26 protein-coding genes are annotated in these 26,326 nt (G+C 52.1%); 11 read left to right on the top strand and 15 right to left on the bottom strand.

Going from position 1 to position 26,326, the window contains the following annotated elements; genetic code table 11:
• Positions 1 to 58: 58 nt before the first annotated feature.
• From ssuD (ACT3RP_RS01740) to ACT3RP_RS01715, 6 genes are all read left to right on the top strand, one after another.
• Complete coding sequence (gene ssuD, locus ACT3RP_RS01740; RefSeq protein ID WP_483393108.1) at positions 59 to 1,195, top strand: FMNH2-dependent alkanesulfonate monooxygenase; 1,137 nt, start codon at positions 59 to 61, stop codon at positions 1,193 to 1,195.
• Positions 1,196 to 1,248: 53 nt separating this feature from the next.
• Positions 1,249 to 1,824, top strand: coding sequence for an NADPH-dependent FMN reductase (ssuE, locus tag ACT3RP_RS01735; RefSeq protein ID WP_096281596.1), 576 nt, complete (start codon positions 1,249 to 1,251; stop codon positions 1,822 to 1,824).
• Positions 1,825 to 1,845: 21 nt separating this feature from the next.
• Positions 1,846 to 2,799, top strand: a complete 954-nt coding sequence (locus ACT3RP_RS01730) for a sulfonate ABC transporter substrate-binding protein (protein ID WP_483393107.1) — start codon at positions 1,846 to 1,848, stop codon at positions 2,797 to 2,799.
• A gap of 118 nt (positions 2,800 to 2,917) precedes the next feature.
• Entirely contained in the window at positions 2,918 to 4,165 is a 1,248-nt protein-coding gene (locus ACT3RP_RS01725) for an acyl-CoA dehydrogenase family protein (RefSeq protein ID WP_483393106.1), read from the top strand.
• 233 nt (positions 4,166 to 4,398) lie between these two features.
• Positions 4,399 to 4,782 carry a hypothetical protein gene (locus ACT3RP_RS01720; protein ID WP_441684860.1) on the top strand — a complete coding sequence of 128 codons (384 nt, stop codon included), beginning with the start codon at positions 4,399 to 4,401 and terminating at the stop codon, positions 4,780 to 4,782.
• Positions 4,779 to 5,135 (top strand): serine O-acetyltransferase, encoded by a 357-nt coding sequence (locus ACT3RP_RS01715; protein ID WP_483393105.1) that lies wholly within the window; start codon positions 4,779 to 4,781, stop codon positions 5,133 to 5,135. Before ACT3RP_RS01720 ends, ACT3RP_RS01715 begins: the two co-directional genes overlap by 4 nt.
• Before the next feature lie 115 nt (positions 5,136 to 5,250).
• Here ACT3RP_RS01715 and ACT3RP_RS01710 read toward each other — a convergent pair whose 3' ends face one another.
• The 9 genes from ACT3RP_RS01710 to ssuC all read right to left on the bottom strand — a co-directional run bounded on the left by ACT3RP_RS01710 (position 5,251) and on the right by ssuC (position 14,809).
• Positions 5,251 to 6,684 carry an LLM class flavin-dependent oxidoreductase gene (locus tag ACT3RP_RS01710; RefSeq protein ID WP_441684857.1) on the bottom strand — a complete coding sequence of 478 codons (1,434 nt, stop codon included), beginning with the start codon at positions 6,682 to 6,684 and terminating at the stop codon, positions 5,251 to 5,253.
• Between the two features lie 3 nt (positions 6,685 to 6,687).
• A complete protein-coding gene (locus ACT3RP_RS01705) occupies positions 6,688 to 7,902 on the bottom strand; it encodes an SfnB family sulfur acquisition oxidoreductase (protein ID WP_483393104.1) in 1,215 nt (404 codons plus the stop codon).
• 10 nt (positions 7,903 to 7,912) lie between these two features.
• Positions 7,913 to 9,169 (bottom strand): SfnB family sulfur acquisition oxidoreductase, encoded by a 1,257-nt coding sequence (locus ACT3RP_RS01700; protein ID WP_441684853.1) that lies wholly within the window; start codon positions 9,167 to 9,169, stop codon positions 7,913 to 7,915.
• A 6-nt stretch (positions 9,170 to 9,175) separates the two neighbouring features.
• Entirely contained in the window at positions 9,176 to 9,982 is an 807-nt protein-coding gene (locus ACT3RP_RS01695) for a MetQ/NlpA family ABC transporter substrate-binding protein (RefSeq protein ID WP_441684851.1), read from the bottom strand.
• A gap of 236 nt (positions 9,983 to 10,218) precedes the next feature.
• Positions 10,219 to 10,803: an RBBP9/YdeN family alpha/beta hydrolase gene (locus ACT3RP_RS01690; protein WP_441684849.1), complete on the bottom strand. Its 585-nt coding sequence runs from the start codon at positions 10,801 to 10,803 to the stop codon at positions 10,219 to 10,221.
• A gap of 177 nt (positions 10,804 to 10,980) precedes the next feature.
• Entirely contained in the window at positions 10,981 to 12,159 is a 1,179-nt protein-coding gene (ssuD, locus tag ACT3RP_RS01685; RefSeq protein WP_483393103.1) for an FMNH2-dependent alkanesulfonate monooxygenase, read from the bottom strand.
• A 1-nt stretch (position 12,160) separates the two neighbouring features.
• Positions 12,161 to 13,135: an aliphatic sulfonate ABC transporter substrate-binding protein gene (locus ACT3RP_RS01680; protein ID WP_483393102.1), complete on the bottom strand. Its 975-nt coding sequence runs from the start codon at positions 13,133 to 13,135 to the stop codon at positions 12,161 to 12,163.
• Positions 13,136 to 13,211: 76 nt separating this feature from the next.
• The gene (locus tag ACT3RP_RS01675) at positions 13,212 to 14,009 is read right to left on the bottom strand and encodes an ATP-binding cassette domain-containing protein (protein WP_483393101.1); all 798 of its coding nucleotides are present in this window, start codon (positions 14,007 to 14,009) and stop codon (positions 13,212 to 13,214) included.
• A gap of 2 nt (positions 14,010 to 14,011) precedes the next feature.
• A complete protein-coding gene (ssuC, locus tag ACT3RP_RS01670; RefSeq protein ID WP_483393100.1) occupies positions 14,012 to 14,809 on the bottom strand; it encodes an aliphatic sulfonate ABC transporter permease SsuC in 798 nt (265 codons plus the stop codon).
• A 241-nt stretch (positions 14,810 to 15,050) separates the two neighbouring features.
• On the opposite strand from ssuC, the gene ACT3RP_RS01665 reads away from it, so the two are divergent.
• The 4 genes from ACT3RP_RS01665 to ACT3RP_RS01650 all read left to right on the top strand — a co-directional run bounded on the left by ACT3RP_RS01665 (position 15,051) and on the right by ACT3RP_RS01650 (position 19,468).
• Positions 15,051 to 16,634: a rhodanese homology domain-containing protein gene (locus tag ACT3RP_RS01665; RefSeq protein ID WP_483393099.1), complete on the top strand. Its 1,584-nt coding sequence runs from the start codon at positions 15,051 to 15,053 to the stop codon at positions 16,632 to 16,634.
• 234 nt (positions 16,635 to 16,868) lie between these two features.
• Positions 16,869 to 17,864, top strand: a complete 996-nt coding sequence (locus ACT3RP_RS01660) for an aliphatic sulfonate ABC transporter substrate-binding protein (protein ID WP_483393098.1) — start codon at positions 16,869 to 16,871, stop codon at positions 17,862 to 17,864.
• Positions 17,861 to 18,718: an ABC transporter permease gene (locus ACT3RP_RS01655; RefSeq protein WP_444671600.1), complete on the top strand. Its 858-nt coding sequence runs from the start codon at positions 17,861 to 17,863 to the stop codon at positions 18,716 to 18,718. The genes ACT3RP_RS01660 and ACT3RP_RS01655 overlap by 4 nt, the downstream gene beginning before the upstream one ends.
• A gap of 15 nt (positions 18,719 to 18,733) precedes the next feature.
• On the top strand, positions 18,734 to 19,468 hold the full coding sequence (locus ACT3RP_RS01650) for an ABC transporter ATP-binding protein (RefSeq protein ID WP_441686882.1): 735 nt from the start codon (positions 18,734 to 18,736) through the stop codon (positions 19,466 to 19,468).
• A gap of 341 nt (positions 19,469 to 19,809) precedes the next feature.
• Here the strand turns inward: ACT3RP_RS01650 and ACT3RP_RS01645 are convergent, their stop codons facing one another.
• The 5 genes from ACT3RP_RS01645 to ACT3RP_RS01625 form a co-directional block, all read right to left on the bottom strand.
• Positions 19,810 to 20,889, bottom strand: a complete 1,080-nt coding sequence (locus ACT3RP_RS01645) for a sulfate/molybdate ABC transporter ATP-binding protein (protein WP_441686883.1) — start codon at positions 20,887 to 20,889, stop codon at positions 19,810 to 19,812.
• A 38-nt stretch (positions 20,890 to 20,927) separates the two neighbouring features.
• Positions 20,928 to 21,815, bottom strand: a complete 888-nt coding sequence (gene cysW / locus ACT3RP_RS01640) for a sulfate ABC transporter permease subunit CysW (RefSeq protein WP_441686884.1) — start codon at positions 21,813 to 21,815, stop codon at positions 20,928 to 20,930.
• Positions 21,816 to 21,827: 12 nt separating this feature from the next.
• Positions 21,828 to 22,658 (bottom strand): sulfate ABC transporter permease subunit CysT, encoded by an 831-nt coding sequence (cysT, locus tag ACT3RP_RS01635; RefSeq protein WP_096281592.1) that lies wholly within the window; start codon positions 22,656 to 22,658, stop codon positions 21,828 to 21,830.
• A gap of 61 nt (positions 22,659 to 22,719) precedes the next feature.
• Complete coding sequence (locus ACT3RP_RS01630) at positions 22,720 to 23,796, bottom strand: sulfate ABC transporter substrate-binding protein (protein WP_444624625.1); 1,077 nt, start codon at positions 23,794 to 23,796, stop codon at positions 22,720 to 22,722.
• Between the two features lie 132 nt (positions 23,797 to 23,928).
• The gene (locus ACT3RP_RS01625) at positions 23,929 to 24,861 is read right to left on the bottom strand and encodes a CysB family HTH-type transcriptional regulator (RefSeq protein WP_441686889.1); all 933 of its coding nucleotides are present in this window, start codon (positions 24,859 to 24,861) and stop codon (positions 23,929 to 23,931) included.
• A 186-nt stretch (positions 24,862 to 25,047) separates the two neighbouring features.
• Between ACT3RP_RS01625 and ACT3RP_RS01620 the strand changes: the two genes are divergently transcribed.
• Positions 25,048 to 25,458, top strand: coding sequence for a DUF1090 domain-containing protein (locus ACT3RP_RS01620; protein ID WP_096281586.1), 411 nt, complete (start codon positions 25,048 to 25,050; stop codon positions 25,456 to 25,458).
• A 6-nt stretch (positions 25,459 to 25,464) separates the two neighbouring features.
• Here the strand turns inward: ACT3RP_RS01620 and ACT3RP_RS01615 are convergent, their stop codons facing one another.
• A complete protein-coding gene (locus ACT3RP_RS01615; protein ID WP_483393097.1) occupies positions 25,465 to 26,190 on the bottom strand; it encodes a CDP-alcohol phosphatidyltransferase family protein in 726 nt (241 codons plus the stop codon).
• Positions 26,191 to 26,326 lie beyond the last annotated feature (136 nt).

The following is a 26,326-nucleotide window of genomic DNA, read 5'->3' as shown; positions in this document are numbered from 1 at the left end:
ATCAGTGCTTAATGCCCTTTGCAACCTGGCTACAGGTTATTGACAGGATGATGACGCGATGAGTTTAGATATTTTCTGGTTTTTGCCTACGTCTGGCGATACGCGTTATTTGGGTAAAGGTAGTGGGCGGCCACCCAGCAACGCTTATTTGCAGCAAATAGCGGTTGCCGCAGAACACCATGGTTATGATGGCTTACTCATTCCTACGGGATCCAGCTGCCTAGACCCTTGGGTGGTGGCTTCAAGTTTAGTACCCGTCACTCAGCGGATTAAGTTACTGGTGGCTTTGCGCACCTCTATTTCAGGCCCTACTGCCTCCGCTCGCCAGGCGGCAACGCTGGATCAGGCGTTAAAAGGCAGGTTGTTGCTCAATGTAGTGCCGGGTGGCGATGCCGCTGAGCTGGCGGCCGAAGGGGTTCACTTGACCCATGACGAGCGCTATGAAGTGGCCGATGAATTTCTAACGGTTTGGAAGCGCCTGTTGGAAGGCAAAAGTGTTGATCATCAGGGCAAATACTTTCAGATTGAAGGAGCCAAGAATTTTTTTGATCCTGTCCAGAAGCCTTATCCACCGCTTTATTTTGGCGGATCTTCCCCCGCCGCTCATCAATTAGCCGCAAAGCATGTTGATGCCTATCTAACTTGGGGCGAACCCCCTGCCGCTGTCGCGGAAAAAATCGCTGAGGTACGTGCAGCCGCAGCCAAGTACGGGCGCGAGGTGAAATTTGGCGTGCGCCTCCATGTGATTGTGAGAGAAACCCGCGAAGAGGCGTGGCAGGCGGCAGATAAGCTGATTGCCAGTCTCGATGACGAAACCATTCAAAAAGCTCAAGAGAATTTTTCCCGCATGGATTCCGTTGGGCAGCGGCGCATGGCCGAGCTGCACGGTGGAAGGCGCGATAAGCTCGAGATAAGCCCTGATCTTTGGGCAGGTGTCGGGCTGGTAAGAGGCGGAGCAGGTACGGCGTTGGTTGGTGACCCGGAAACGGTGGCGCAGCGTTTGAAAGAGTACGCGGATTTGGGCGTGGATACGTTTGTGCTCTCGGGTTATCCGCATCTTGAAGAGGCGATCCGCTTCGCTGAACTCGTCTTCCCTTTGTTGCCCGGTAAACAGGCGGTGACAGAAGAGGGCGTATTTACAGGCGGTGCTTTTGATGCGAGAGCTACGCGCACGCCTCAGGAATCAGCCTCTTAAATCACTGTTTCTATCCATGACATCTTAGCTATTTGTTGAATAAGGAGCTTGTTATGAGTGTTGTACTAATTGCAGGAAGCCCAGGCCGTTTGTCACGTACCGCAGCGTTAATCGACTTTATTAACAGCGAGCTACAAGAAAAAGGGATCGAAACAGACGTATTCAACGTTAATGAGTTTGACGGTAATGAAGTGTTTTTTGCTGATTTTACAGCCCCTCAAATTGTTCGCTACCGAGAGGCGATCGCCAAGGCAGATGCGGTTGTGTTGGCAACGCCCGTTTACCAGGCCTGCTTTTCAGGGGCACTTAAGCTGCTGCTAGATTTAATACCTGAGCGTGGGCTGAAAGGCAAAGTAGTGTTGCCTCTTGCCAACGGCGGCTCTGACAGTCATCTACTGGTGATCGATTACGCGTTAAAGCCGGTGTTGTCAGCGTTAGGGGCCAGCAATGTGTTGGGCGGTGTCTACGTCAACGCGAAACAGCTCACGCTTGATGGTGAAAAGCGCTATCAGGTGGGGGAGGAGGCAAGCGCTCGGATCAGTCGCTCTATTGAAGAGCTGATTGAAACGCTCCCCAGTCAGAGTTCGGCATCAGCGAGTGCCTACCAGCGCTCTGTTGCCTACGCTTAATTTTCTTGGATGGGCTCTATTATGATCAAACAATCGGCCTTATCTGCCGCCGTACTGTCGGGAGTGTTGGCCTTCTTGCCTCACTCATTATTGGCTGCCGATGACCCTGAAACCTTGCGTATTGGTTTCCAAAAGTATGGCACGTTGGTACTGCTCAAAGAGCGTCAAGCGCTGGAAGAACGATTTTCTGATCGTAATATCAATGTCACCTGGACGGAGTTTCCTGCTGGCCCACAAATGCTGGAAGCCCTTAATGTAGGCAGCATTGATTTTGGCACGGTAGGTGAAACACCGCCGGTCTTTGCCCAAGCTGCCGGGGCGGATCTTGTTTATGTGGCCCACCAGCCCCCAGCGCCTCAAGCAGAAGCGATTCTTGTGCACGAAGATTCGCCTATCCAAAGTGTGACCGAGCTGGAAGGCAAGCGCGTTGCGCTAAACCGTGGTTCTAATGTCCATTACCTGTTGGTACGTGCGCTACAGGATGCCGGGCTATCGATCCACGATATTCGCACTGCCTTTTTAACCCCTTCGGATGCGCGCGCAGCATTTGAGCGAGGCAGCGTCGATGCCTGGGTCATTTGGGAACCCTACTTGGCTGCTGCCGAAGATGCATTAGGAACACGTATTCTGACCGACGGTACCGATTTAGTCAGTAACCATGAGTTTTATATTGCCGCAGGGCCATTGGTAGAGCAGTACCCGCATGTTGTTGAAGAGATTGTACAAGAGCTACAGGAACTAGATAGCTGGGCAGCTGATAACCTGCGTGAAGTGGCTGAGCTGCTAGCCCCTTCCATCGGCCTTGATCCGGATGTGGTGTATGTAGCCGCGAATCGCGCAAGCTACGGTGCTCAATATCTGTCTGATGAAGTGATTGCTCAGCAGCAGGATGTCGCCGATACCTTCTTTGAATTGGAGCTTATTCCCCACGAGTTGGATATCGCTTCTGTGGTATGGCGGCCTAGCGATGAGTAATACACCGTATCCTTACCCACTAACGGTGATTGAGCCTCAGGGTGCCTGGGCCTGCGTTTTACCGATTGATGGTTCTTTTTTCTGGTTTTTGCATTAATGCATTGAGGAGAGTGGCCGCATGAGCATTGGAAATGCCTATCCAGATCAGTCTGAACGATTGAGGGCGGTGGATCCCAAGCGAGACGTTCTGTCGAGCGATGATCAGCAGCATTGGCTGACCATTGCTGATCAGTTGGCAGCGCGCCTAGCCGAAAGTGCCGTTGAGCGTGATCGCCTGGGTGGGCATGCCTCTTTTGAGCGCGAGCTGATTCGTGACAGCGGTTTGTTGACGCTTGCTGTACCCACTGAGTATGGCGGTCAGGGGCAGCCATGGTCACTTGTTTATCAAGTGGTCAGACGCTTAGCCAGGGTGGATTCAGCACTTGCCCATGTGTTTGCTTTCCACCACCTGCAAGTGGGGTCGGTATTACTTTACGGCAATCAACACCAGCAGCAGCGACTTTTAGCCGCCACTGCTCAAGAACATCTTTTCTGGGGCAATACCCTTAACCCGCTGGATAAGCGCACAGTCGCTACCGAACGCGATGGTGGCGGCTTTATCCTGCAAGGCAAGAAGGGGTTCTGCTCGGGAGCAAAAGGATCAGACTATCTGACCGTCTCAGCGTGGCATGAGCCGACCCAAAGTCTAGTGATTGCGGCGTTGCCCACTCACCGCCCTGGCATTACCGTGCATGATGATTGGGACGCTATCGGTCAGCGGCAAACCGATAGCGGTACCGTGAGTTTCGAGCAGGTGGAAGTGCTAGAGCGCGAAGTCCTGCTACCGCCTGGTTTTGCGTGGTCCCCGCCGGCTCAGTTTCGCGCCTGTTTAGCCCAGTTAGTGTTAGTCAATCTATACGTCGGCATTGCCGAAGGGGCGTTTGAGGAGGCTAAGCGCTTTACGCTTGAGCATGGGCGACCTTGGTTAGCCTCTGACGCAGCTCAAGCGCAAGATGACCCCTACCTTCAGCGCCACTTTGGTGAACTATGGGTCAAGCTGCGTAGTGCTCAAGTATTGGCCGATATAGCAGGCGATATAGCCCAGCGCCACTTTGTGAAACGTACCGCTATTAGTGCCGAAAACCGGGGTGAGGCCGCGATTGCCATTGCAGAGGCGAAAGTCGTGGCGCACCAAGCGGCTTTGGATGCTAGCAGCCGGTTGTTTGATATTGCAGGTGCGAGGGCGACTGCGCGGCCTTTGGGGCTGGATCGTTTTTGGCGCAATGCACGCACCCATACACTCCATGATCCGGTGGATTATAAAATACGCGATCTAGGCCGGTGGGCACTGCTGGACCAGTATCCAGTGCCGACGTCTTATTCGTAGTCAGGGCAAACTATCAAGGCTTGAAACAGAAGAGGCCCACGCTGAGATGAGTGAAAAAGAACACAATGAGCCATCTCCATGGCCATTAGACAGTGTGGTGACAGAGTTACGCCAGGTTAAGGCACGAGTGGCGCGAGCGCCAAGGCCGGGAGACCGACCTGGGCACCCGGGAGCTTCCTGCTCACCGCCATATACATGAGGTGATTGATGCCTTATGCGGCATCTTATTTCCCATGCGTTTAGGACCCTTCGATCTCAAACAGGAGAGTGAAGATTTTTATGTGGGGCATCAGCTTGGTCACGCGTTGAATATTCTGGTTACCCAGGTGCGTTTAGAACTGAGTTGCCAGCAGCCGCGCCTGGAACCCCAGGCTCAAGATTGCAAAGCGAACGAATTTGTCCGGCGTTTTGCCACCATGCTGCCTGCACTGCGTCGGCAATTGGATCAGGACGTGATAGCTGCCTATCGCGGCGACCCGGCAGCGTCCTCGGTAGACGAAATTTTGCTTTGTTACCCAGGGCTATTGGCAATTATTCATCATCGCATAGCAAATGTGTTCTATGTGGAAGGGCTGAGGATCCTCGCCAGAATCATTGCCGAAAAGCCCACTCGGTGACAGGTATTGATATTCATCCTGGCGCAACAATTGGCAGCCATTTCTTTATCGACCACGGCACGGGGGTTGTGGTTGGTGAAACGGCGGTCATTGGGGAGCGGGTACGCCTTTATCAGGCGGTGACGCTAGGAGCGGTAAGATTCGATGAAGACGATCAGGGTGCACTCACCAACGGCGAGCCACGCCACCCCATTGTGGAAGACGACGTGGTGATCTATGCCGGTGCCACCATTCTTGGTCGTATCACCATTGGTCGCGGCGCTGTGATTGGCGGCAACGTTTGGCTAACCCGCGATGTACCTCCAGGTAGCAGGATTACTCAGGCGGTACTGCGGCAGTCGGTAGATACTTAGAATACCTAAATTCACAATCCTATCATTGCTAGGCTAAGCGATAGCACTCCTTATTATGACTTACCCAGGCTCGTATTAAACATCGCTACGAGCTTGGGTTTTGCTTCGCTATCTATTATTCCTCTTGTTTAACCCAGTGCTCTTCGGTGATCGTTTCCTCTGAAACCTGTTGAATGTTGAGGTGGCTATTTAAACGGCGATACTGAGCTCCAGCATGGTAGTCAGGAAGACGGTCCCCGGCACTAAAGAGTTTGTGGCGTAGGCTGCCTTCCTGGTAGCTGGTTTTGTAGACACCGCGATTTTGCAGCTCCGGCACGATGAGATCGGCAATATCGTCAAAGCTTTCCGGTGTGACCGTGCGCGATACGTTGAACCCATCAATGCCGACGTCAGTGATCCATGACTCAAGTTCATCGGCGATATTGGAGGGGTCGCCTACTAGGGTGGGGTAGCGACTGCCTAGCTTGAAACGTTCCAGTAACTTACGCTTGGTCATGGCGTTGGCTTGGGCACTGCTCGCCGCCGACTGAATGGCATTGCTGTTGCCGTAGTGAATCGGCTCATCCATCTCAAAGCGATCAAAATCGATGCCGACGCTGCTAGAAAAGTGGGCAAGTCCTGCTTCGGGGCTGGCATAGCGGCGGTAATCATCGTACTTATCCTTCGCCTCCTGTTGGTTAGTGCCCGTAATCATCGCAATGCCCGCGAAGATTTTGATATCGTCAGCTTTGCGCCCCGCTTCAACGGCTTCACGACGCAGGCTATCCACTGCCCGTTTTGCCTCACCCTTATCCTGGGCGCTGATAAACACGGCTTCTGCATGGCGGGCGGCAAACTGTTGCCCACGGGTTGAACTGCCTGCCTGATAAAGTACCGGCGTGCGCTGTAGGGAAGGTTCACTTAGGTGGTAGCCTTCCATCTGGTAGTAAGGGCCTTGATGAATGATTTTGTGCACTTTCGCGGGGTCGCTAAACACGCGAGCCTGGCGGTCGCGCAGTACGGCACCTTCTTCCCAGCTGCCTTCCCATAGCTTGTAGAGAAGTTCTAAGTAATCGTCCGCGCGGTCATAGCGCTCATCATGAGGGGCTAGTCCATGGAGACCGGCTGCTTTAGAACCGCTATCGAGATATCCTGTGACGATATTCCAACCGATGCGGCCACGGGTGAGGTGATCGAGTGTCGACATGCGGCGAGCAAAGAGATAGGGCGGCTCAAAACTTAAGTTGGCGGTAATGCCGAAGCCTAAATGCTGCGTCACTGCAGCCATCGCCGAGACGAGTACGGCAGGGTCATTGAGAGGCAGCTGTACTGACTCTCGCAACGTCGTCTCAACACTATTTTGATAAACGTCGTACACCCCGATGATATCGGCAATAAACAGGCCATCAAACAGGCCGCGCTCCAGAGTCTTTGCCAACTCTGTCCAGTATTCCAGCGTGTTGTAGTCTGACGAGTTATCCCTTGGGTGAGTCCATAACCCGTGATTGATATGGCCCACACTGTTCATGTTGAACGCATTAAGCAGAATATGTTTTTTGGGCATTGGCATCGTTTAGATAGCTCCGTGACGGGGTGGGCGTTGATCATTGAGGTAGAAATTGCCTATTGCGTGCAGCTTCCAGCGTGCAGGGTCATGTAAGGTATGTGTGCGGGCATTGCGCCAGAAGCGATCTAACTGCCGGTTATCCAACGTTGCCCCCGTACCGGATAGCTCGAATAACTGTGAACCCGCCAACAATGAAACCTCGGTGGTGAGTACTTTCGCCTCGGCGACATCGATGGAGGCTTGCGCCACGCTGTTGTCATCGGGCGTTTTCTGGGCAATGGCAACGCTGCCAGCCGCTCGTTTAAGCAGACTCTTTGCCGCTTTTAGGCGCACGGAGAGATTTCCTACCCGCTCAATTAACAGCGGGTCTTCGTTTGCCTGCTCTACGCCTGCATCAATCCAAGGCCTAGCATGCTGTTTGACGAACGCCAGTGTGGCGGCGAAAGCGCCTTGAGCAATGCCCAAATCAATCGCGGCGTGCATCAACTGGGCAAAGGGGCCGATAGCGGTGGGCCGTTCAAAGGAGTCGGTAAACGGCACTACCCATAAGGGGTCTACCAAAACGTTCTCCAGCTGTACTGATCCACTTCCCGTGAGGCGTTGGCCAAAGCCGTCCCAGTCGTCGGTAATGGTGACTCCGTGTGCTGATTTGGGAATGAAAACCAGCTGCTGGCGGCCTGCTTCATCCACCACTAGAGTGGGTATCCAATGGGCATAAAGAGCGCCGGTGCAGTAAAATTTTTGTCCATTGACGCGCCACTTATGACTGGCGTCTCTGTACAATCTGGTGCGGCGTTTGTAATCCTTATGGCCTATTTCCGCTAGTGCATTACCCAATCGCTTACCGCGGATGACCTCTGAATAGAAGAAGCGCTTTTGTGCTTCACTGCCGCCTACGCGCAACACCTCAAGGGCATAAAAGTGGTTTTGGGGGATTTGGGCGATGGAGCCATCGGCTGCAGCAATGATGGCCATTACTTGAGTAAGTGCGTCACTACTTAGCTCTGAGCCACCATAGTCAGCTGGTACGGTGATCGCCCATAGGCCGCTTTTCGTAAATTCATCAAGCTCTTGCCAAGGCAGGAGGCGTTCTTTATCACGCTTAGCTGCTTGCTGTTCAAAACGTCTAGCGAGGATGTGCGCGGCCGCAATCGCTTGCTGATCGCTGATGATCAACCCCGCGCGGTTTGCTTGAGGAGACGAGAGGGTAGCTCGAGTCATGGTTGCTCCCTTAATTCCATTGATGGCGCGCGGGTAGCACGTCATTGAGGTAGTAGTTGCCGAGTAAGTGATATTTCCAGCGAACCGGGTCGTGCAGGGTGTGGGTACGCGCGTTACGCCAATGGCGATCCAAGTTGTGCTTGGCGCGGGTGGCAGATGCCCCGGCAAGCTCAAAGAGTCGCTCACTGGCTTCAAGCGCTACTTCCGTGGTGAGAATTTTCGCTTCTGCCACCGCAACGGAAGCTCTTGCACTGCCTTTATCGTCAATCGGCTGGCTAGCGATCTCATCAAGCGTCGCGGCAGCTTCCTGAAGCACTGCGTTGGCGGCATGGAGGTCGATTTTCAGGCGGCCAAATGCATGCATGATATAAGGGTCATCGCTGGCGCGAGCAACGCCGGAATCTGTCCAGGGGCGGGCGTGTTCGCGCACAAACTGAATAGCATCGTCGATAGCGTTACTGGCAATGCCTTCATCAATAGCGGCCTGAATGAGCTGTGAAGATGGCCCGCTCAGCCCAGGCTTATTGGCGATTTTCCACACCGCCAGGGTATGTTCCAAGGGAACCTGAACGTCGTTAAACGTGACGGTGCCACTGGCCGTGATACGTTGACCAAAGGCCGACCAGTCGTCGATAACGTCTACGCCTGGCGCTGAGCGTGGCACAAAAGCCAGTACAGCACGGCCCTGTTCATCCAGAGCGCGGGTAGGAATCCAGTGGGCATAGAGTGCGCCGGTGGAGTAGAAGCGTGTGCCATTAAGGCTGAGGTTATCTTGGCCTTGCTGTTCAGCAATGCGTGTGCGCTGATGCAGAATGGTTTTGGTTCCCCGCTCTGGCCCTGCGTTGCCAAATCGCTGACCTTTCAAGACGAGGTCAAACCAGTGCGCTTTCTGCTCTTCGCTAGCCAGCTCTTTCACTACGCCGATTACGCCAAACTGGTTTTGAGGAATTTGACCCAAAGCGGGGTCAGCAGCACTCAAAAGGCGAAAAACCTCCGCAACGGTTTGATAAGAGACATCCGCCCCGCCGTATTCGCGTGGTACGGTTATTCCGCCTAAGCCGCTGTAAGAAAACTCATTAATTTCTTTCCAGGGCAGCCGCCGTTCAGCATCGCGAGTGGCGGCTTCCTGTGCGAAGCGCTTGGCAAGTGCATGTGCCGTGGAGATTGCTTCCTCGTCACTACGGATAATACGAACACGGTCGGCGACAATGGGGAGAGGCTCCATTAAGGAGCCATCCGCTGAGGCAGTAGTGGGTGATGAGCTCATAAGTAACTACTCTACCCAGGGGAGCGTATAGAGATCAGGGTTGCCGCCATAGCTGGCATCAATGGTTTCCCTTACGGCAGGAGACGTTTGGAATTGGTTAATGACATCCAGAAGAAGAGCGTCATCCGTTCGGCTCTCCTGGGCCACAAAGCCAATGGCGTAGAAGGTATCGTCAATCCCTGAATAAAGAAGCGCCTCGCCAGCTTGCTCCGAACGCCCTGCATTCACAAATTGGCTGGGCCATGAAACGGCTAAATCCACATCATCCAGGCTGCGTATGATTTGTGGTCCATCAATTTCATGGAAACGGAGGTGATGGGGATTCGAGGTAATATCGTGCACGGTAGCGCCAATGGCATCACTATCACTTAATTCGATTAATCCTGCGCGCTGAAGTAGCAATAGCCCCCGCCCTTGATTGACAGGATCACTGGCAACCGCCACCCGGGCTCCTTCGGGGATATCCTCCAATGCGGTGAGGGTATTGGAGTAGATACCAATATTTTGCAATAACCCCAGCCCCAACATGCTGAGCTCATAGCCACGCTGGTCGATCGCGTTATCTAAAAAGGCTTGGTGCTGGAAAAAGTTGAGATCGATATCGCCATTGTTAAGCGCTTCATTGGGGAGCGTCCAGTTGCTAAATTCAATGACTTGAAGGTCAATACCTTGTTCACTAATTTCATCACTGAGCGCTAGCAGTGAATCTGACGTAACCCCAGACGTTGTACCAATGCGTACCACATTATCGGCATAGGAGGCCGTTGCAACCGCTATGAGTGCTGAAGAAAGTAATAATGAGCGAAGTTTCATCGTAAGTCCTTATCCTTAATAAGTGTTTATAAATCAATGCAGGGTGGTTAGTGATTGCGCATCGGAAGTGCTTCTGTAAATGATCATCTATTTATAAATAAAAGCTTAGGAAGTATTTTAGATGTTGATATTCATAAATAAGACATAAGTAAGATGATAAAAAATCCCTCTTAACGAGGGATGAGAGATGACGCTGAAGGCGAAAGGAGAAGACTATGATCTCTTAGCAAAAGACATTAAGCACTGCGTCGCTGATCACTATGTAGCTCGCGATAATAATTAAAGCACTTTAGTAAGCGAAGACCGTCACTCCAATGCGTATGCCCTGATGCACTATTAATATGACCTGCATCGCGGATAATATGTAGAGCGCTTTTCCATTCGTTAGCAAAATGCTGAATACGTTCGAGACTCGCGGTATGGTCGTTGGTAGACCCGACTACCAAACTGGGAAAAGGTAATGGCGTTAAGGGAATAGGGCCAAACGCCGCCAAGCTCTGATTCACACTCCCTCGTTCTACGTCAGCAGGTGCGACGAGCAAGGCGCCTTGTATCTTGGTCCTTAAGTTTGGCCTTGTGGCTGCCCAATGCGCTACAGTAACGCACCCAAGGCTGTGAGCAATCAGGACAATAGGCCCCTTGGCCTGAGCAATAGCATGTTCAAGTGATGAAACCCAATCATTTAATTGAGGGTGGCTCCAACTATTAACATGTGTACGTGAGCTATTAAGCAGCTGTGTTTGCCAATGGCTTTGCCAGTGATCCGAACCAGAGCCATTCCAACCGGGTACTATCAGATAGTGTTTGTTTAATGACGTCATCCTTAAATCTCCCAGATTGAAATTGCTGCAATTAAAAAGAGTATGTCGTACGGGGAGAAAATAACAATGGCTGGTAAATAAGGATAAATGAAAAGCTTATTAAGGAATAAAGATAAATAAAAAACATGCCTCTTTGAGAAAAGAGGCATATTGAGTCCTGAGTTAAAAAGTGTTTGTTTAGCGAGGCTTGGTACTGTTAGCAACTATTTCGCCGCGCACCGCTGCGCGAAGAGTGTCGAGTTCGGGTGGCGGCTCGTGGTCTTTTGGCAGCAGTGGAAGTACCTTTTCACCAAAGTGGTAGGCCTCTTCCAAGTGTGGGTAACCTGAGAAAATAAAGGTATCGACGCCCACCGCCATATATTCTCGAATACGCTCGGCCACGGTTTCAGCGCTACCCACTAATGCGGTGCCTGCGCCGCCGCGCACCAGGCCCACCCCCGCCCATAGGTTGGGGCTGACCTCAAGTTTATCCCGCCGCCCACCGTGTAGGGCGGCCATCCGGCGCTGGCCTTCGGAATCCATACGTGAAAACGTCTTCTGTGCAGCGGCAATGGTCTCATCATCCACATGCTCAATGAGTTTATCCGCCGCTGCCCATGCTTCTTCATCCGTGTCGCGTACAATGACATGCAGCCGGATGCCAAACGTTAATTCACGGCCCGCCTTGGTGGCTGCTTCACGCACGGTAGCAATTTTGTCGGCCACTTGTGCCGGTGGCTCACCCCAGGTGAGATATTTATCAACGATATCCGCCGCTACTTCGATACCTGCTACCGATGAACCACCAAAATATAGTGGTGGGTAGGGTGTTTGAGCCGGTTCAAAAATCAGTTGGCCCTCTTCAATGTGGATATGCTTACCCTGGTAGGTAACATTTTCACCGGCAAGCAAACGACGGTAAACGTCCAGGAACTCCCGGGTAACTTCATACCGTTGGTCGTGGGGCAGGAAGATGCCATCGCCCTTATTCTCAACGGGATCGCCTCCGGTCACTACATTGATCAGCAATCGGCCATTGGAAATGCGGTCAAGGGTTGCGGTCATACGAGCTGCCACGGTGGGCGACTGCAACCCCGGGCGCACCGCAACGAGAAAGCGCAAGCGCTCGGTGGTGGGTACCAGAGCGGAGGCAATCACCCAGGAATCTTCGCAGCTTCGGCCAGTGGGAAGAAGAACCCCGTAAAAGCCGAGTTGGTCTGCTGCTTGGGCAATTTGCTTAAGGTAGCCAAGGCTGACTTCGCGGCCTCCTTTGGCCGTTCCCAAATAGTGCCCATCTCCATGAGTGGGTAAAAACCACAGAAACTTCCCTTTTTTGACAGGCGCTGCTGTTTGGGACGCGACAGAAGATGCGGTCATCTTATTCTCCTGGTTGCCAAATGGGCGAGCCCGTTGCATCAACGGCATGAGGCAGAATGTCCGCGGCGAAGAAGGCATCAGCAATTTTCTGTTGCTCTCCAAGGCCTTCCAGCGTGACAGGCTGAACGTCATAGCTACGATTTAGGTTGGCCGTTTGTACAATGTCAGGGTCAAGATTGCCCCAGAGCGGTGCTAACAGCTCGGCGGCTTCTTCTGAGTTCTCGTTTACCCAGTTGCCCGCTTCGTTTAGCGCTTCATAAACGGTTGATATCGCCTCAGGGTTCGCCTCTACATAGGGCGTGGCTGCCAGGTAATAACGTGTGTAGCTGGCCAATCCGTCGCTTCCATCTGTGATAGTGCGAGTCTCAAGGGTTGCGCGGGAGGCAGAGAGGAAGGGTTCCCACGCAATCCAGGCGTCTACATTGCCTTGGGCAAAGGCAGCACGGGCATCGGCAGGTGGCAAATAGGAGACGCGTACGTCATCCAACGTGAGGCCAACGCTTTCAAGGGCGGCAATCAGTAAGTAATGGTTGCCCGCGCCACGTGTCACGGTAATTCGCTTACCGGCGAGGTCTTCCAATGTTTCTATGTCGCTGTCTTCGAGAACGATCAATGCCTGACCGGCAGGCGAGGGGGCTTCACTGGCATAGAAGGTGAGGTCGGCGCCGGCCGCTTGGGCAAAAATCGGCACGGTATCAGCGACATCAGCGCTGATGTCGATATTGCCAACATTTAAAGACTCAAGCATCGGTAAGCCGCTGGTGAATTCGTACCAGTTGATGGTGACGCCCTGCTCAGCGAGTTTCTCTTCAAGCGAATTGTTATTCCTTAAAACACTCATCAGAGTAGACGAGCGCTGATAGCCAATACGTAACTCTTCGGCCAGGGTAAGCGGTGCTTGAAGTAGTGTGGCTGTTGCTAAAGCCCCCACGATGGCGGTTCGTTTAAAGGCGAGTGGCAGAGCGAAAGGTTTCATGGAGTTATTCCTTAATGGGCACATTCCGTGTGCTTTGGGATTATGAGAAAAGCTAAGGGGTAAGGTCAGATGGTTGTTATTGGCTTAAGACGCGTTTCAGTACTTTTCCTTCAATGGCAGTGACATCAGCGCTGGCTTGTTCGCGGGGCCTGGCAAGATCTACTGCCTTATCCATGCCAATTTGCCCTTGTTCCAGAACAATCACGCGGTCCGCCAGTTGCACAGCTTCCTGAACGTCGTGGGTAACCAGTAATACGGTGAAACCATGCTGTTGCCATAATCGCTCAATGAGGCGCTGCATCTCGATTCTGGTGAGTGCATCCAGCGCACCAAGAGGTTCATCCAGTAGCAGTAGCTGCGGCTGATGAATAAGTGCACGTGCGAGGGCAACACGCTGGCGTTGTCCACCTGAAAGTTTGGCGGGCCACACATCGGCTTTGTCGGAAAGGCCGACCTCTTCTAATACTCTTAACGCGCGAGGCTTCCTGTCGCCTTTAAGTCCAATCCTAATGTTGTCGATAACGGATTTCCAGGGCAGCAGCCGGTCATCCTGAAACATTAAACGGATATCCGTGGAGGCGAGGTCAGCATGGCCATCGGCACTTAAGGTGCCCGCATTGTGGCGATCTAATCCGGCAATCAGGCGGAGTAGCGTACTTTTTCCGCATCCGCTACGACCCACGATAGCAATGAACTGGCCGTTCTCGATCTCCAGGTCGATGCCTTTAAGTACCTCTAGCTCACCAAACTTTTTAACCACACCCTTGAGGTGTAAATGCGTACCTCCTTTCGACGAAGAGAGGGAGGTGCGAGCACTGCTGGCAGCGCTCTCTTTAACTGACGTCGTTGTTTCTGAATAGGTAGAAAAGCTCATGTTCAGTCTCTCTTAACATAGGCGGGGTGCCAGCGCAGCCAGCGACGCTCTAGGAAGCGGGCAGCTTCATCAGCTAACTTGCCTAGTAACGCATAGAGCACAATGGCGAGCACGACGACGTCGGTTTGCAAAAATTCACGAGCATTCATGGCGAGATAACCAATGCCTTCACTGGCTGAAATAGTTTCCGCCACGATAAGCGTTAGCCACATCAACCCAAGCGAGTAACGCATGCCCACCAGGATTGACGACATGGCACCCGGTAAAAGCACGGTGGTAAAGAGCGGCCAGCCAGACAGGCCGTAGCTGCGCGCCATCTCCATCAGGTTGGAGTCAATATTGCGAATGCCATGGAAGGTGTTGAGGTAAATGGGAAAGGCCGTACCCAATACCACGAGAAAGATCTTGGCTGTTTCATCAATGCCAAACCAGAGAATGACCAGCGGAACCAGTGCCAGATGTGGGATGTTGCGAATCATTTGCACGGTGCTATCCAATAATTTTTCGCCCCAATGAGACAGCCCGCTGATCAGGCCAAGCCCGAGCCCTATGCCTCCTCCAATCACAAACCCTAGCGCCGCGCGCTGAAAACTGATGCCTAAGTGATAAAAAATTTCACCCGAGGCGGTCAGTCTCCAGCCTGCTTCAAGAACGGCCAGCGGGGCAGGCATAATGCGGTTAGAAATCCATCCGAAAGTGACCGCAAGCTGCCACAGCAGTATGAGTGTTATAGGCACTGCCCAGGGCAGCGCAGTGTCGGCGAGCCTGTGTGATATTAATCGTTTAGAAACAATAGCCATCGAGAGGCACTCCAATGAAAGTGGCAAACAAAAAAATCTATAAAAATGACAATGCTAAGCTGGTTCAGTGGTGGTTTTATGCTAGCAATAGGCTGGCCGTCTGCTTAAATAGTTAAAAGAGAAAAGCTTATTCAATAAAAAATAATAAATTAATGAATAGGTGGTGTTTTAATGAAATAAAGGCGTTTCATGTTATTGGTTATGTCGTTACTAGTTACCCCGTTTTTAATAAGGAGGCGGTATGTCGCTTTACCCGCTCAAAGGTTTTTTCAGGATTAAAGAGGCTTTGTTGCAGTCTCAAGAAATCGCCATTATCGATGTCCGTGAAGAAGCCCTGTTTGCAGAAGGGCACCCACTCTTTGCTACCAATATTCCCCTGTCTCGCCTCGAACTGGAGGTTTTAACTCGGGTCCCTAGTTTCAGTACACCGGTAGTGGTGTATGACAACGGTGAGGGGCTGGCAGAGCAGGCTTATCAAAAGCTTTCTATATGGGGATATAGTGATGTGGCGCTTCTTGAGGGCGGCCTAAAGGGATGGGAGGCAGCGGGGGGTGAAATTTTTCATGACGTTAATTCTCCTAGCAAAGCGTTTGGAGAACTGGTTGAGTCTGTAAGGCATACGCCCTCTTTGACCGCGGAAGAAGTGAAAGTATTGCTCGACTCTAATGCTGATGTGGTGGTGCTAGACGCGCGTCGCTTTGATGAGTATCAAACCATGAGTATTCCGACGAGCATTAGCGTGCCTGGTGCGGAGCTTGCGTTGCGTATAAAAGAGCTTGCCCCCAACCTCTCTACCCAAGTGATCGTTAATTGTGCCGGGCGTACGCGTAGCCTTATTGGTACCCAGTCGTTAATTAACGCGGGCATCCCCAATCAAGTGGCGGCGCTGCGCAATGGCACTATCGGTTGGGTACTAGCGGGGCAAACGCTTGAGTATTGCCAGTCCCGGTGTTTCCAGCTGGTTAGTGATGAAACGCGTTTAGCGGCGGCGACCTCTGCGCGCGCGTTGGCGGATCAAACCTTGGTTAAAAGAGCCACGCTAGAGCAGCTTTCTGCTTTGCAGCAAGAGCCGGCTCGCACCACCTATCTATTCGACGTACGAACCCCTGATGAATTTACTGCAGGGCATTTTCCTGACGCCTTCTCTGCACCAGGAGGTCAGTTAGTTCAAGAGACGGATCATCATGCGGCGGTGAGAGGCGCCAGGGTGGTGCTGGTAGACGACGATGGCGTACGTGCCAACATGACGGCATCTTGGCTGGCGCAAATGGGGTGGGAGGTCTATGTGCTTGAGGGCGTCGAACCTAGTCATTTCACAGAGTCAGGCAATGAAAAACGCCGGTATCCGCCGGTGCAGTCTGCCGACGTGGTGACGGCGGAAAGCCTAGCGATACTGCTGGGTGAAAGCGGAGTAACGATTTTCGATCTTACGACGTATCAGCGCTATCAAAAAGGCCACATTCCTAGTGCTAAATGGGTGCTGCGTACGGATGTGGTCTCCCAAGTAAAAGCCCTGCCCCAGCCACAGGTTATCGTTTTAACCTGTGGCAGTGACCGCTTAGCCCGTTTCGCCCGGCAAGAGTTGGCCCAGCAAGTGCCCTATAAGGTGGTTGTGCTGGAGGGTGGCAATGCAGCTTGGCGAAGAGTGGGATTGCCGGAAGAAACGGGATCTGGTGAAGCATTGTCACCGCTGATCGACCGCTACCGGCGCCCATATGAGGGTACGGATAACCCCGAAGAGGCCATGCAGGCCTATCTGGATTGGGAGTTTGGTTTAGTCGCGCAGTTGGAGAAAGATGGGACTCATGGATTCCAAGTTATATAAGCGGCATCACATTAATACTACATGAGTGGATGTCAACGTTAATCAGAGACTCCATGGTTTTATTATTGTTGTTTTTTGAATTTTAAAAGCCCCTGCTCTGTGCCGGGGCTTTTTTACTTTTGTTATATAGGCTTTTTGATACCTTTATCATGTTAAGTGATTTGTCTCGAGTGCTGAACTTGATGACTATGTTTTCTCCCCTTGATCCTTTCTAGTTGTTGTGGAGAAAAAGAAGTGAAAACTAAAAAAGTAAAACTCTTTTCATTGGCTGCTGTAATAATAGCTACGTCGACGCTTGGCGTGTCTACAGCCTCGGCGGAGGTAAGCTACCCTGATCAGTTAAGTCTGGACTATGCATATTACTCTCCTCAAAGTTTGATTATTAAAAACCATGGGTGGCTAGAAGAAGCATTGGAAAACCATGATGTAAAGGTCAACTGGGTTCACTCTCGCGGTAGTAATAATTCATTGGAGTTTCTCAATAGTCGAGCAACTAGTTTTGCTCTTACATCAAGCATTTCTGCTTTTATTAGTCGTGCCAATGGGCAGCCGGTTAAAACAATTTATAGCTATTTATGGGCTGAGCCCAGTGCGTTAATGGTGACTGAAAATTCAAGTATTACATCAATTGCAGATATTGAAGGTAAAACCGTAGCAGCTACCAAGGGGACGGATCCGTACTTCTTTTTACTCCGTGCATTGGAGGCCAATCAGCTTGAGCCTGGTGATATCAACATCGTCCATTTGCAGCATCCCGATGGAAAAACGGCACTTGAGCAGGCGCGTGTGGATGTTTGGGCCGGTTTGGATCCTCATATGGCTTCAGCTGAGCTCGCTGGTAACCGCTTTATTTATCGTAATCCTGAGTTTGGGCTGGGTGCATCGCTTAATACCACCGAAAGCTTTCTGCGTGACTACCCCGATGTCGTCACTCTCGTGCTGAAAACGTATGAGCGTGCTCGCCAATGGATCATTGATAACCCTGGTGAAACCGCACAGTTAGTGGCCGATGAGACACAACTGCCGGTTGAGGTTATTCAACTCCAACTGGCACGTTATAACTTCGATTCGCCCATTCCAGATGAACGATTTATTGCAGCCATTGAGCCTGTCATTCCACTACTCCAAGCAGATGGCATCTTACGTCGCAATGCAGATGTAGAGGACGCCTTGGATAGCCTGGTCGATGCAACCTTAATCGATAAGCTACTTGAGGTAGAGTCACCATGACACGCGTGGTTCCATCGCATAGTGACGTGCGCGATGCTTCGAATGCAGATAGCGGACAGGCCCGTCCCCGACCCATGCTCAAAAACGTGGCACGGGGTAGGCGCCGCTGGCGAGGATGGCTGCTTCCGATGTTTTTAATAGCTCTACTGGAAGCGGTAGTGCGTAGTGGATTGGTGCCTTCTTATATAATGCCAGCTCCTAGTGAGTTGGCAGCCACGCTGGTGGAATTAGCAGAAGGGGCATTGTGGCAGCACATTGCAGCTAGCACCGGGCGTGTCTTTGCAGGATTTATATGCGGTGCGGTATTGGCACTAGTGCTCGGCGCGCTGGTAGGCATTAGCGGTTCAATCGAGGCGTATGTAGATCCAACGTTTCAGGCGCTAAGGGCTGTACCCGGGCTTGCTTGGGTACCTTTACTGCTAATTTGGCTAGGTATTGGTGAGACTTCCAAAATTACCCTCATTGCCATAGGTTCTTTCTTTCCTGTTTATATGAGTTTGGTCGCCGGTATTCGTAACGTTGATCGCAAACTTGTCGAGGTGGGGGATATGTACCACTTCTCCCACCTTGATAAAATTCGGCGTATCTTTGTGCCCGCCGCCCAGCCTTATCTATTTACGGGGCTACGAAACGGCCTGTCGATGGCATGGTTATGTGTCGTTGCCGCTGAACTATTAGCCGCCACCCAGGGAATAGGATATTTGCTAACCGATGGTAGAGAGGTCTCTCGACCTGATCTGGTGCTTATTGCCATCGCCTCATTGGCGGTAATGGGCAAATTAACCGATACCCTTTTGAAGTTTGTCGAAGAGCGCAGCCTACGCTGGCGAGATGCTTTTAGCACAGCCCATTGAGGAGCGGCAGACATAATGACAGATGTATTGAGACTTGATGTTCATGAGAAGCGCTTTGGCGATACGCTAATCCTTGATCATGTTCATGTGGGGATTAAGCCCCGGGAAGTTGTTGCGTTGCTAGGCCCCAGCGGCTGCGGGAAAAGCACATTGCTAAGAATCGCATCGGGCCTGGATCGCGATTTTGTCGGTCGGGTAAGACTTCTTGAGCACGCACGTCAGCAACAGAGCATGCGTCGGGTCGCCTTTATTTTCCAAGAGCCTCGCCTGATGCCGTGGCTTACAGTGGAGGAAAATGTCAGCTTTTCTGATGGTAAGCGGGCTGATATCGGACGAGCGCATGAACTGCTCTCTGAGGTGGGGTTGGTAGGGTGGGAGAGAGCGCTGCCAAAGCAGTTATCCGGTGGAATGGCTCAGCGTGTTGCGATTGCGAGAGGATTATATTCGCGGCCAGATGTACTGCTACTGGATGAGCCGTTTAGCGCGGTGGATGCATTTACGAGGATGCGGTTGCAGGATTTGCTACTTTCGATTGCCGACTCCCATAGCATTGCTATCTTGCTGGTTACCCACGATATCGATGAGTCGCTGTATCTGGCGGATCGGGTATTAGTGATGGGAAGTCATCCAGGTACGATACTGCATACGATTAACGTACCACTTCCTCGTCCGAGGGAGCGCACGCATGGTTTGTTGAGCACGTTAAAGGTGGAAGCTCTTGAGTCGCTCCACGGTGCACATGCTTTTTAAATCAGTGGTTAGTGAGAGCAGGGAAGCTCTCATGATGGCATGACTTAATATAATCGATTATTACTAACAGATCTGTTCTGACAGAGAGTATAACCACACCACTCTGTAATGCTAAGCGTAATTGGACAATAGACATTGAATGATAGTTTTAGCCGCTGATAAGTACCTAAACGTTGAGAAGTATCCCGTGAACTGTATCGTTTATTTCTACTCAAGGCCCATCGATCCAATCCATAATGTCACGAGGCCCAAGCCAGGGGGGGAGTTTTGATTTGTTTGGTGCCATGGGGGCTGGTCGCTGGTGGCGCTCGCACCAGCGACGAAATCTGCCCATTAAATGCTTAACCGTTTGAAACACGTTCATCAGGCAAGAAAATACGGCTGTACATCGGGCGAATCCAAGCATCTCCATTTTGGGCTAGTCCTAACGCGCGAAAGCGGTGCTTGGTGAGTTCAGCGTGGATCAGCGCTTCGCTGTTATTGGTACGCAGTTCAAGCCGAACGGTGGGACCGACAACCGAGACCAGCTCGATTTTGGCATGCAAAGCATCAGCATGCTCACGCCCAGCAAACACTTCGATTTCATGGGGTCGCACGTAGGCCTGGCCTAGCTCATTCTTATAGCCTGCAAATTCCGGTGCCGGCAGCTGCACATCGCCAATGCGTGCAACGCCGTCATGAACCCGTGCATGAAACAGGTTCACGTTACCTAAAAACTGGTAAACGAAAGGATTGGCAGGGTGGTCATAGACCTCCTCTGGCGAGCCATCTTGCTCAACGCGGCCTTTATTCATGACGACGACGCGATCAGAGACTTCCAACGCCTCTTCCTGGTCGTGAGTGACGAAAACGCTGGTAACGTGGATATCGTCGTGGAGCCTGCGTAGCCAGCGGCGAAGCTCTGCGCGTACCTTGGCATCCAGCGCGCCGAAAGGCTCATCCAGCAGCAGCACTTTAGGTTCGACCGCCAGCGCGCGAGCCAACGCTATGCGCTGGCGCTGGCCACCAGAAAGCTGGTGCGGATAACGATGTGCGGTCCAGTCCAGCTGCACTAGCTCTAGTAGCCGCATGACCTTTTGCTTAATCTCGGTTTTACTGGGGCGGGTTTTGCGTGGCCGAACGGTGAGTCCGTAAGCCACGTTTTGAAACACGGTCATATGTTTGAACAGCGCATAGTGCTGAAATACAAAGCCAACGCCGCGTTCACTGACGTGCAGGTCAGTGGTATCTTCGCCGTGAAAGCGGATGCGTCCGGTATCGGGTTGCTCAAGGCCGGCAATGATCCGCAGCAGAGTGGTTTTGCCCGAACCAGAAGGGCCGAGTAGGGCAGTCAGTTCGCCATCACGGAAAGTGAGGCTGACATTATCTACCGCCACAAAGTCGCGAAAGTGTTTGTTAACGTGATCAATTTCGATGCTCATGAAGGCTCTCTCTTATCTCTGTGAAGAGCTAAAGGGGGTCATGCGGCGGCAATGCGCTGACGGCGCTCTTCGTTCCACTCAACGGCGCTTTTAATCGCGATGGTGACCAGCGCTAGGCCTGTCAATAGCGAAGAGACGGCAAAGGCGGCGGTGAACATGTATTCGTTGTAAAGCACTTCGATATGCAGCGGCATGGTGTTGGTTTCACCACGAATGCGGCCAGACACAACGGCCACCGCGCCAAACTCGCCCATTGCGCGGGCATTACACAGAATGACGCCGTAAATCAGCCCCCATTTGATATTGGGCAGCGTGACGTACCAGAACGTTTTCCAGCCGTTGGCGCCCAGCGTTAAAGAAGCCTCTTCTTCCTCTTTACCCTGCTGCTGCATAAGCGGGATAAGCTCGCGTGCAACAAACGGCAGAGTGCCAAAAGCGATCACGATGACGATGCCAGGAATGGCGAAAATAATCCGCATATCGTGAGCCGAGAGCCAAGGCCCAAGCCAACCCTGTGAGCCGAACAAAATGACGAAGATTAGGCCCACCACCACGGGAGATATCGCAAAGGGCATGTCGATGAGCGAAATTAAAATCGACTTGCCGCGAAACTCAAACTTGGCGATAGACCAAGCGGCCGCCACGCCGAACAGCGTATTGAGCGGTACAACAATGGCCACGATGAGAAACGTTAAGCGAATCGCTGATAGCGCATCAGGGTCGCTTACCGCGTCGTACCAGACGCCAATACCTTGTTCAAAGGCACCGTAAAGCACGACCGTTAACGGCAGCACTAAAAAAAGACCCAGGAAGATTAAGGCGATGGTGATGAGGATGATTCGCAGCCAAGCGGGCTCTTCGGTCGCGCGTCGCCAGCGTTTAGCGATAGTGTCATGGGTCTCAATGACCGTTGATGACGTTGTCACGGCGTACTCCTGTTATCCATGGCGCCGACTGGCCCACCACTGCAGGCCGTTAATGACCAGCAGCATTAAAAATGCAGCGACAAGCATGACCGTGCCGATAGCGGCTGCGCCGTGATAGTCGTATTGTTCAGCTTTGGCGACGATCAATAGCGGGGTAATTTCGGTACGAAATGGCAGATTGCCAGAGATAAAGACCACCGAGCCGTACTCGCCCAACGCCCGTGCGAAGGCCAGTGCGTAGCCGGTGAGCAGGGCGGGGAATAGCGCGGGGAAAATAACCCGACGTATGGTGGTGAGGCGGTCAGCACCCAGGCTTGCGGAGGCTTCTTCCAGCTCGGCTTCTAAGTCTTCCAATACCGGTTGTACGGTACGCACCACAAACGGTAAACCGATATAAGTAAGGGCAATCACCACGCCCAGCTGTGTGTAGGCGATGCGAATGCCAAACACATCCAAGTATTGCCCCACCCAGCCGGTGCTCGCGTAGAGCGTTACTAAGGCGATACCGGCTACCGCCGTTGGCAGGGCAAACGGTAGATCAACCAGCGCATCGACCAAACGCTTACCAGGAAACCGGTAACGCACCAATACCCAGGCAACCAATGCCCCAAACACCAAGTTGATCGTTGCGGCAATTAAGGAACCGCCAAAAGACAGTTTGTAGGAAGCGACGACCTGACGCTGAGTGACCGCACTCCAAAATGTGTCCCAGCTCATGGTGGTGGTATAGAGCAAAAAGGCGCCCACCGGGATCAGAAACACCAACCCCATATACAGCAGGGTGAACCCCATGGTGAGACCAAACCCTGGGATGACGCGACGCTTGGCAGGGGTGATCGACATAGTGGCTTCTCGTTAAAATACCGGGAGGCGATAGCCCCCTGGCAGGTTGGTTACACGCGATTTACTGGGTGTTGATCGCTTCGAGAATGTCGTCAAATACACCGCCATCATTGAAGAAGCGCTGCTGGGCTTCTTGCCAGCCGCCGAAGACCTCATCGATGGTAAAAAGATCGAGTGCTGGAAACTCATCACTATATTCAGCCAAGATTTCCTGATTGCTTGGCCGGTAGTAGTGTTTCGCTGCTAAGTGCTGGGCTTCATCGGTATAGAGATGTTCTAAATAAGCTTCTGCTACTTCGCGGGTGCCCTTACGATCAACGTTGGCATCCAGCACGGTCACGGGTGGCTCAGCAAGAATGCTCTGAGACGGCACAATGATTTCGTACTCACCCTGTCCTAGCTGCTCCACTGACAAGAATGCTTCGTTTTCCCAAGCGATAAACACATCGCCAATGCGGCGCTGGACAAAGGTGTTGGTCGCGCCGCGGGCACCTGAGTCGAGCACCGGCACGTTTTCATATACCTGGCGCACGAAATCATAGGTCTGCTGTTCATCACCATCGAACTGCTCTAAGCCGTAGCCCCACAGCGCCAGGAAGTTCCAGCGTGCTCCGCCTGATGTTTTCGGGTTGGGCGTAATGACGTCAATGCCTTCTTGGGCTAAGTCATCCCAATCCTGAATGTTTTTAGGGTTACCTTCTCTCACCAGTAGAACGATGGTGGACGTGTAAGGAGAGCTGTTATTAGGAAGGCGCGACTGCCAGTCTTGCGGAATTAAGTCAGCACGTTCATGAATTGCGTCAATATCGTAAGCGAGTGCCAGTGTCGCCACATCTGCATCAATACCGTCGATGATGGCGCGGCCTTGCGAGCCTGAGCCACCATGAGACTGGCGAACGGTCACAGATTGGCCGTGCTCAGCTTGCCAAAATTCGTCAAACAGTTCGTTGTATTCGCGATAGAACTCACGGGTGGGGTCGTAAGAGACGTTGAGAAGCTCAACGCTTTCACTTTGAGCCTGGGCGGTGGTGCTAAAGGTAACCGCCAGCACGGCGCCGGCCAGCAGAACGGCGCCTGTGAGTTTGGAGAGTTGCCAAATACTGGAAGAAGAGCTAGTTGATGAAGAGATAGTTCGCATAGTTAGGCTGCTCCAGAGTCGGATCTTGAACGATCGTTTATTGATGTGATGGGAGCAGCCTAACGGGGTTCTATATGCTAATTAACGAATAAAAAATGGATTGCTTATGTTTTTTTGTGATTAAGAGAAGGATTAATCCTGACGGCCCGCTAGCACCTTCTGGACGGTCTCTTCGTCTAAGTTTTCACGGCAAAGCTTCAAAAACTGATAGGCATAGCCGCGTAAAAAGTGGCCGCGCCTCAGCGCAAGATAGGTGGTGTTGCGTGGAAATAAGCTGCTGGCATCCAGCAGTTTTAAGCCCTGGTCGCGCTGCTCGTGATAAGCCATCGATGCGATCAAACCAACGCCCATGCCTAGCTCAACGTAAGTTTTGATGACATCCGCATCAAGCGCGGTTAGCACAATGTCAGGGTAGACATCGGCTGTCGAAAACGCGGTATCGATTCGCTTTCGACCCGTATACCCTTCGTGGTACGTCACAATAGGATGCTCGGTAATGCGTTCAAGCGTCAGTGGTAATCCATCATTAAGCGGGTGTTCTTGAGGCACTACTACGCCGTGATACCAATGGTAGAAGGGGAAGCAGGCAAATAGCTGCCCTTCCTCGTTAAGCGCTTCCGTGGCAATGCCGATATCGACCTTGCCCGCTTTTAATAACGAGACAATTTCCTCCGGGCTGCACTGATGCAGCTCCAAGTGCACGTTGGGAAAGATTTTTTTAAAACGGGCGATAATCGGTGGCAGGGCGTAGCGGGCCTGGGTATGCGTCGTCGCAATGGCCAGGCTGCCTTGATCCTCATGGGTAAGCTGATGCGCCGAGCGTTTGAGGTTTTCGACATCCAACAAAATACGCTCAATACAATCAATTAGCGTACTGCCCGCCACGGTCAGCCCTAGAATACGCTTGCCGCGCCGTTCGAATAGCTCAACGCCCAGCTCTTGTTCTAAATCACGGATATGCTTGCTGGCCCCAGACTGTGACGTGAACAGCGCGTTGGAGGCTTCTGTCAGATTAAAGTGTTGACGCACGGTCTCGCGTACGATGCGTAACTGCTGAATGTTCATAGCGAGCGGTGTCCAATGCTTTGAAGAGATTTTGCTTTGAAGAGATTCTATATTCTTATAAAGAATATAGAATATTTCTTTTATGCAATAAATTGTATTTTGTGATAACTATATCGCATTTGCGCCGTAAGGCAGTGCTGTAAAATGATTAGCCAGGAAAATTCGTAAAACAGGCAGGAGAGAGCTATGCAAAAGCAATCATTAACCATGCTCGGGTTCATCATGATGGCAGGCGTTGTCACCATGCCGTTGGCACATGCCACGGACATGTTGTGTGAGGACAAGACAGCTGACGTTCAAGAACAGCTTGAATACGCCCGTGAGCATGGTAATCAACATCGTATTGACGGTTTGCAGCGTGCGTTAGACGCTATAGAAGCCCAATGCACCAACGAAGGCGTGCTAGACGATGCTGCAAAGGACGTGCGGGAAAGCCAGGAGGAGGTTCAAGAGCGTCAGGCTGATCTTGAAGAGGCTCTCAGTGAAGGCGATGCCGGCGATATTGAAACAAGACGTGCCAAGCTAGAAGACGCAACCCGCGAGCTAGAGGCCGATACTAACGCGTTAAATGCGCTTCAGAATCGGCTGGCCGATTAGCTCTGCTTAGGGTTTAGATCTTGCGTAGAGCCAACGTACATCGACCCCGAATGAATAAGCTAACGAAACTAACGCGCTGAGCGCTAGTAAATTAGCCATTAGCGGCGAGTTGAGCGGCGTCAGTGCTAGGAGTAGCGCCGCCACTTGCCATACGCATACTGCTTTGCGGCGAAAGCTGGCAAACAGAGGGGCGGTTAGCCACTTGAATCGCCAGCCCGCCATCACAAACAGATAGCGCATGCCGCCAATGAGCAATACCCAGGCGCCCAGCGATTCAAACTCCCACAGCCCGATGCATAGCAGCATAATCAGCAGGGCGTCTAGCTCCATGTCAAAGCGCGCGCCAAAGGTTGAGTGGCTGTACGTGTATCGCGCGATCCAACCGTCCACGCCGTCAAGCAGCAACGCTATTACCGCAATCAACAGCCACTGCCAAATAGCGTCTTTAAAAGCGCCTGCGAGCAAGCCAGCAGCCACTATGGCCACCAGCACCGCGCGTATCAGCGTGACGCGATTTGCCCATCCGAGCGCCCCGTGGGGCCAGAAAATTAGAATCAGTATAGAAATAAACGCGTAGAAACCACCGGCCACCCACCAGTTGCTGGAGCCCAGCATAAGTAACGGCAAAGCATTGCCAAGGATGATTAATATCAGACTGCCTAAAAGCAGTTCAAAAGCGGTATAAAGCGACTTGTGCGGAGTGCAGGAAGACGCGTTTGAGAAAAGCGGCATGTTGGCTCACGAAGCGGCGTCGCTGTCCGCAGTTAAAGTAAGTGATGCAACTATTTTTATATGTACCATTCTTGTAGAAGAAGGTAGGGTTGTACATAGAGCAACTTAACGTTGAAGGCAGTGATAGTATCAAGTG

The organism is Halomonas sp. AOP5-B2-8 (genome assembly GCF_052376475.1).
Lineage (GTDB): Bacteria > Pseudomonadota > Gammaproteobacteria > Pseudomonadales > Halomonadaceae > Vreelandella > Vreelandella casei.
The sequence above is the reverse complement of the archived record's forward strand: the minus strand, read 5'-3'. Positions and strand labels throughout refer to the sequence as shown.

Excerpts from the sequence above, each read along its gene's own strand:
- ACT3RP_RS01665 (WP_483393099.1), top strand. The coding sequence starts at position 15,051 with ATGTCGCTTTACCCGCTCAAAGGTTTTTTCAGGATTAAAGAGGCTTTG.
- ACT3RP_RS01730 (WP_483393107.1), top strand. The coding sequence starts at position 1,846 with ATGATCAAACAATCGGCCTTATCTGCCGCCGTACTGTCGGGAGTGTTG.
- ACT3RP_RS01625 (WP_441686889.1), bottom strand. The coding sequence starts at position 24,861 with ATGAACATTCAGCAGTTACGCATCGTACGCGAGACCGTGCGTCAACAC.
- ACT3RP_RS01710 (WP_441684857.1), bottom strand. The coding sequence starts at position 6,684 with ATGCCAATGCCCAAAAAACATATTCTGCTTAATGCGTTCAACATGAAC.
- ssuD (WP_483393103.1), bottom strand. The coding sequence starts at position 12,159 with ATGACCGCATCTTCTGTCGCGTCCCAAACAGCAGCGCCTGTCAAAAAA.
- ssuD (WP_483393108.1), top strand. The coding sequence starts at position 59 with ATGAGTTTAGATATTTTCTGGTTTTTGCCTACGTCTGGCGATACGCGT.
- ACT3RP_RS01655 (WP_444671600.1), top strand. The coding sequence starts at position 17,861 with ATGACACGCGTGGTTCCATCGCATAGTGACGTGCGCGATGCTTCGAAT.
- ACT3RP_RS01680 (WP_483393102.1), bottom strand. The coding sequence starts at position 13,135 with ATGAAACCTTTCGCTCTGCCACTCGCCTTTAAACGAACCGCCATCGTG.
- ssuE (WP_096281596.1), top strand. The coding sequence starts at position 1,249 with ATGAGTGTTGTACTAATTGCAGGAAGCCCAGGCCGTTTGTCACGTACC.
- ACT3RP_RS01725 (WP_483393106.1), top strand. The coding sequence starts at position 2,918 with ATGAGCATTGGAAATGCCTATCCAGATCAGTCTGAACGATTGAGGGCG.
- ACT3RP_RS01650 (WP_441686882.1), top strand. The coding sequence starts at position 18,734 with ATGACAGATGTATTGAGACTTGATGTTCATGAGAAGCGCTTTGGCGAT.
- ACT3RP_RS01645 (WP_441686883.1), bottom strand. The coding sequence starts at position 20,889 with ATGAGCATCGAAATTGATCACGTTAACAAACACTTTCGCGACTTTGTG.
- ACT3RP_RS01615 (WP_483393097.1), bottom strand. The coding sequence starts at position 26,190 with ATGCCGCTTTTCTCAAACGCGTCTTCCTGCACTCCGCACAAGTCGCTT.
- cysT (WP_096281592.1), bottom strand. The coding sequence starts at position 22,658 with ATGTCGATCACCCCTGCCAAGCGTCGCGTCATCCCAGGGTTTGGTCTC.
- ACT3RP_RS01620 (WP_096281586.1), top strand. The coding sequence starts at position 25,048 with ATGCAAAAGCAATCATTAACCATGCTCGGGTTCATCATGATGGCAGGC.
- ssuC (WP_483393100.1), bottom strand. The coding sequence starts at position 14,809 with ATGGCTATTGTTTCTAAACGATTAATATCACACAGGCTCGCCGACACT.
- ACT3RP_RS01690 (WP_441684849.1), bottom strand. The coding sequence starts at position 10,803 with ATGACGTCATTAAACAAACACTATCTGATAGTACCCGGTTGGAATGGC.
- ACT3RP_RS01630 (WP_444624625.1), bottom strand. The coding sequence starts at position 23,796 with ATGCGAACTATCTCTTCATCAACTAGCTCTTCTTCCAGTATTTGGCAA.
- ACT3RP_RS01675 (WP_483393101.1), bottom strand. The coding sequence starts at position 14,009 with ATGAGCTTTTCTACCTATTCAGAAACAACGACGTCAGTTAAAGAGAGC.
- ACT3RP_RS01695 (WP_441684851.1), bottom strand. The coding sequence starts at position 9,982 with ATGAAACTTCGCTCATTATTACTTTCTTCAGCACTCATAGCGGTTGCA.
- ACT3RP_RS01720 (WP_441684860.1), top strand. The coding sequence starts at position 4,399 with ATGCGTTTAGGACCCTTCGATCTCAAACAGGAGAGTGAAGATTTTTAT.
- ACT3RP_RS01700 (WP_441684853.1), bottom strand. The coding sequence starts at position 9,169 with ATGAGCTCATCACCCACTACTGCCTCAGCGGATGGCTCCTTAATGGAG.
- ACT3RP_RS01705 (WP_483393104.1), bottom strand. The coding sequence starts at position 7,902 with ATGACTCGAGCTACCCTCTCGTCTCCTCAAGCAAACCGCGCGGGGTTG.